Below are 3,348 nucleotides of genomic sequence, written 5' to 3' on the forward strand. Positions count from 1 at the left end.
CGCAAAATTTTACCGCCCGCCTGTTGGGCAGTGCTGGTGTTGACGATGCATTGCAAGGCCGGCGCGCCGGCGTGCGTCGGCCTTGTCGGAGTATTTTACTTGACGGGCTTGATGTCGAGAATCACACCGTTGGTAATCTGGACCAGCACATAGTGCTCGCCCATTTTCACCCAATGGCTTTCCTTCTTGGGCTCCGGCAGGCCCTTGGCCTTCCAGTCGGCGAATGCAGCGTCATCGCGCTTGTACTGATCGGGCACCTTGTCACCGACTTCCACTTCGCGGTTGCGGGTTTCCGGTGTCTGGATGCTCTCCTCGGACGGCTCGGCCGCGATGGCCGGCACGGACAGGTACGACAGGCTGGTGCCCAGAATCAGGGCGGACAGGAGCGAGCGAGAGTTCATGCAGATTTCCTTCTGAATGCGTGTCTTATTGCGACAGCCGCGTGCACGTAACAATTCAATTTGTCCGCGCAGCAGTGCTAGAGTCCGCTTCCTTTTTCTTTCCGAGGATTCATCATGCGAGTTGTCCTGGCGTTATCCGCAGCGTTGCTGCTGGCCGGTTGTGCGTCGTCGACCATGGAAGCAGCACGCGGCCACGCACCGACCGCGCAACTGGATTCGCAGAAAACCCAGGAAATCGTCGCTCAGTGCCTGCAGTTCAGCTGGCAGGACGAGGCGGTGTTCGGGGTGGACGCCAGCGGCTACCTGCAACCGCGCAAGCAGGGTGGTTTTACCGTGTATACCCGCGAAGCCGAATCGTTTGCGGATATCTACTCGCAAGCCGGGGGGACGCGGGTTGATTACTACGCCCAGAAAAACGACAGCATGGCCCTGCGCCGCAAGGCCGCCGCGGCAACCTGCCTGTAACCGGCCTGTCGTGGATCAGGTGCGCGGATCAGGACAGATACCCGCCGTCCACGTTGAGCGCCACGCCAGTGGTGTAGCTGGACGCATCGCTCGCGAGGTACAGCACCGCGCCGGCCATTTCCTTGGGGTCGGCAACCCGCTTGAGCGGGATCTGCTGCAGGGCGACGTTGAGGATGGCATCGTTTTTCACCAGCGCCGAGGCGAACCGGGTGTCGGTCAGCCCCGGTAGCAGGGCATTGCAGCGAATGCCAAACGGGGCGCATTCCTTGGCGAACACCTTGGTCATGTTGATCACCGCGGCCTTGGTGACAGAGTAGATGCCCTGGAAATGCCCAGGCGATACACCATTGATCGACGCCACGTTGATGATGCTGCCACCCCCGTTCTCGCGCATCAGCTTGCCCGCTTCCACCGACATGAAGAAGTAGCCCCGGATGTTCACGTCGACGGTCTTCTGGAAGGCACCCGGGTCGGTGTCCAGGACATTGCAGAACTGCGGGTTGGTCGCTGCATTGTTGACCAGGATATCCAGCCGCCCGAACTGTTCGCGGATGTGAGCGAAGGCTTGGGTGATCTGTTCCATCTCGCCAATGTGACACGCCACGGCCGTCGCCTTGCCGCCCGCCGCGACGATGGCGTCCGCCACTTGCTGGCAGCCTTCGAGCTTGCGGCTGGAGACGATCACATGGGCGCCCTGCTGCGCGAGCAGGTGCGCGATGGCTTCGCCGATGCCTCGACTTGCACCGGAGACCAGCGCGATCTTGCCGTCGAGGTCGAACAGTTGAGTCCTGGACATGAGGGTTTCCTTGCTGGCTGTCGTCAGAGGCTGGAGTGGGCGATGACCTGAAGGCTCATCTGCTCAAGCAGCGCATTCATGTGGATGAACTGGGCGAAGCGCTTGTCCTGGGTCTGCCCGTGGTAGAAACGGTAGTAGATCTGCTGCACGATCCCGGCGAGGCGAAACAGGCCGTAGGCGTAATAGAAGTCGACGTTGTCGATGGCAAGGCCCGCGCGCTCGGCGTAGTACGCGACAAACTGGCGACGGGTGAGCATCCCGGCGGCGTTGCTCGGCTGGCGACGCATCTGCTGCACGGGCGCCGGATCGCTGGCTTCGATCCAGTAGGCCAGGCTGTTGCCCAGGTCCATCAGCGGGTCGCCGATCGTGGCCATCTCCCAGTCAAGCACGCCGATGATGCGCATGGGGTTGTCGGCATCGAGGATCACGTTGTCGAAGAGGTAGTCGTTGTGCACGATCGCCGGGCGCGGGTGATCGGCCGGCATCTTCTCGTGCAGCCAGGCGATCACCTTGTCCCAGCGCGGCGCGTCCGGGGTCAGGGCCTTGATGTACCGCGCGGTCCAGCCTTCGATCTGGCGCTGCACATAGCCCTCTGGCTTGCCCAGGTCCGCCAGCCCACACGCTGTGTAGTCCACCTGGTGCAGCTGCACCAGCCGGTCGATGAAGCTCTTGCAAAGTGCTTCGGCGCGAGGCGCGTCCAGCCCCAGTTCGGGCGGCAGGTCAGAGCGCAGGATGATCCCCTTGACCCGCTCCATGACATAGAACTCGCCGCCGATGATCGAGGCGTCGGTGCAGTGCGCGTAAGCCTTGGGGCAGAACGGGAAACCCTGGTTGAGCTGGTTGAGAATGCGGTATTCGCGACCCATGTCGTGGGCGGACCTGGCCTTGTCGCCGAAGGGCGGCCTGCGCAGCACCAGCTCCTGGCCAGGGTACCGGATGAGGTAGGTGAGGTTCGACGCACCCCCGGGAAACTGGCTGATCGACGGGGCTCCGCTCAGCCCTGGCATGTGGGCCTTGAGGTAGGCGTCGATGACCGCTGCATCGAGTTCTTCGCCGGGGCGTACCTGGGTGGACTGGTCAGTGAGCGTCATGCGTCTGCCCTGTGATTGAGTCAGTGACTGTTGGCTAATCTAAGTCCCGCGCCGCGGCGCAACAAGCCTTCCCTGGCCTTATAGGCGAGGGTGTTGCCAATCGATCAATCCCCCTGATGCGCGTCCTGTGGTCAGCCAAAAAAAAAGACCGAAGCGCATCACGCTTCGGCCTCCTGCATGCGCCAGGACGTCGATGCTCAGGCCGGGAACAGCTCGCTCAGCTTCATCGACAGCATCATGTCGCCTTCGACGCGCAGCTTGCCGCCCATGAAGGCCTGCATGCCGTCGGTCTCGCCGCTGACCAGGCCCTTGAGGGTATCGCTGTCCAGCACCAGGGTGCAGTTGGCGTCGGGGTTCTCGCCTTCCTGCAGTTCACAGGTGCCGTCCTTGACGATCAGCGCGTAGTGCTTGTCTTCGTCGGTGATGTTGAAGCCGAACACCAGGTCCAGGCCAGCAGCAGCGGCAGGGTTGAACTTGGATTTCATCGCTTCTACGGCTTTTGCTACATCGCTCATGGTGCGTTCCTTATCAGTGGTGGTGACGGCCGCCAGCGGGCCGTCCTGAGCCGGGCTTATCGATAGGTGACAAGCTCCGG

At 62.2% G+C, this 3,348-nt stretch carries 5 protein-coding genes; 1 reads left to right on the plus strand and 4 read right to left on the minus strand.

Translation table 11 applies throughout. The features are described 5' to 3' along the window. Positions 1 to 95 precede the first annotated feature (95 nt). Entirely contained in the window at positions 96 to 401 is a 306-nt protein-coding gene (locus tag VJS90_RS02545) for an RcnB family protein (protein ID WP_324118788.1), read from the minus strand. 114 nt (positions 402 to 515) lie between these two features. Between VJS90_RS02545 and VJS90_RS02550 the strand changes: the two genes are divergently transcribed. Then, positions 516 to 866, plus strand: coding sequence for a hypothetical protein (locus VJS90_RS02550; protein ID WP_324118790.1), 351 nt, complete (start codon positions 516 to 518; stop codon positions 864 to 866). A 28-nt stretch (positions 867 to 894) separates the two neighbouring features. Here the strand turns inward: VJS90_RS02550 and VJS90_RS02555 are convergent, their stop codons facing one another. The 3 genes from VJS90_RS02555 to VJS90_RS02565 all read right to left on the minus strand — a co-directional run bounded on the left by VJS90_RS02555 (position 895) and on the right by VJS90_RS02565 (position 3,268). After that, positions 895 to 1,662, minus strand: a complete 768-nt coding sequence (locus VJS90_RS02555) for an SDR family oxidoreductase (protein ID WP_324118792.1) — start codon at positions 1,660 to 1,662, stop codon at positions 895 to 897. Between the two features lie 23 nt (positions 1,663 to 1,685). Beyond that, positions 1,686 to 2,753 (minus strand): phosphotransferase family protein, encoded by a 1,068-nt coding sequence (locus VJS90_RS02560; RefSeq protein WP_324118794.1) that lies wholly within the window; start codon positions 2,751 to 2,753, stop codon positions 1,686 to 1,688. Positions 2,754 to 2,950: 197 nt separating this feature from the next. Then, positions 2,951 to 3,268 (minus strand): SCP2 sterol-binding domain-containing protein, encoded by a 318-nt coding sequence (locus VJS90_RS02565; protein ID WP_324118796.1) that lies wholly within the window; start codon positions 3,266 to 3,268, stop codon positions 2,951 to 2,953. Positions 3,269 to 3,348: the final 80 nt, after the last annotated feature.

The sequence above is a fragment of the Pseudomonas sp. genome (assembly GCF_035277045.1).
Lineage (GTDB): Bacteria > Pseudomonadota > Gammaproteobacteria > Pseudomonadales > Pseudomonadaceae > Aquipseudomonas.

Bases quoted from the DNA above. Each gene is read 5' to 3' on its own strand.
- VJS90_RS02550 (WP_324118790.1), top strand. From the start codon at position 516: ATGCGAGTTGTCCTGGCGTTATCCGCAGCGTTGCTGCTGGCCGGTTGT.
- VJS90_RS02545 (WP_324118788.1), bottom strand. From the start codon at position 401: ATGAACTCTCGCTCGCTCCTGTCCGCCCTGATTCTGGGCACCAGCCTG.
- VJS90_RS02560 (WP_324118794.1), bottom strand. From the start codon at position 2,753: ATGACGCTCACTGACCAGTCCACCCAGGTACGCCCCGGCGAAGAACTC.
- VJS90_RS02555 (WP_324118792.1), bottom strand. From the start codon at position 1,662: ATGTCCAGGACTCAACTGTTCGACCTCGACGGCAAGATCGCGCTGGTC.
- VJS90_RS02565 (WP_324118796.1), bottom strand. From the start codon at position 3,268: ATGAGCGATGTAGCAAAAGCCGTAGAAGCGATGAAATCCAAGTTCAAC.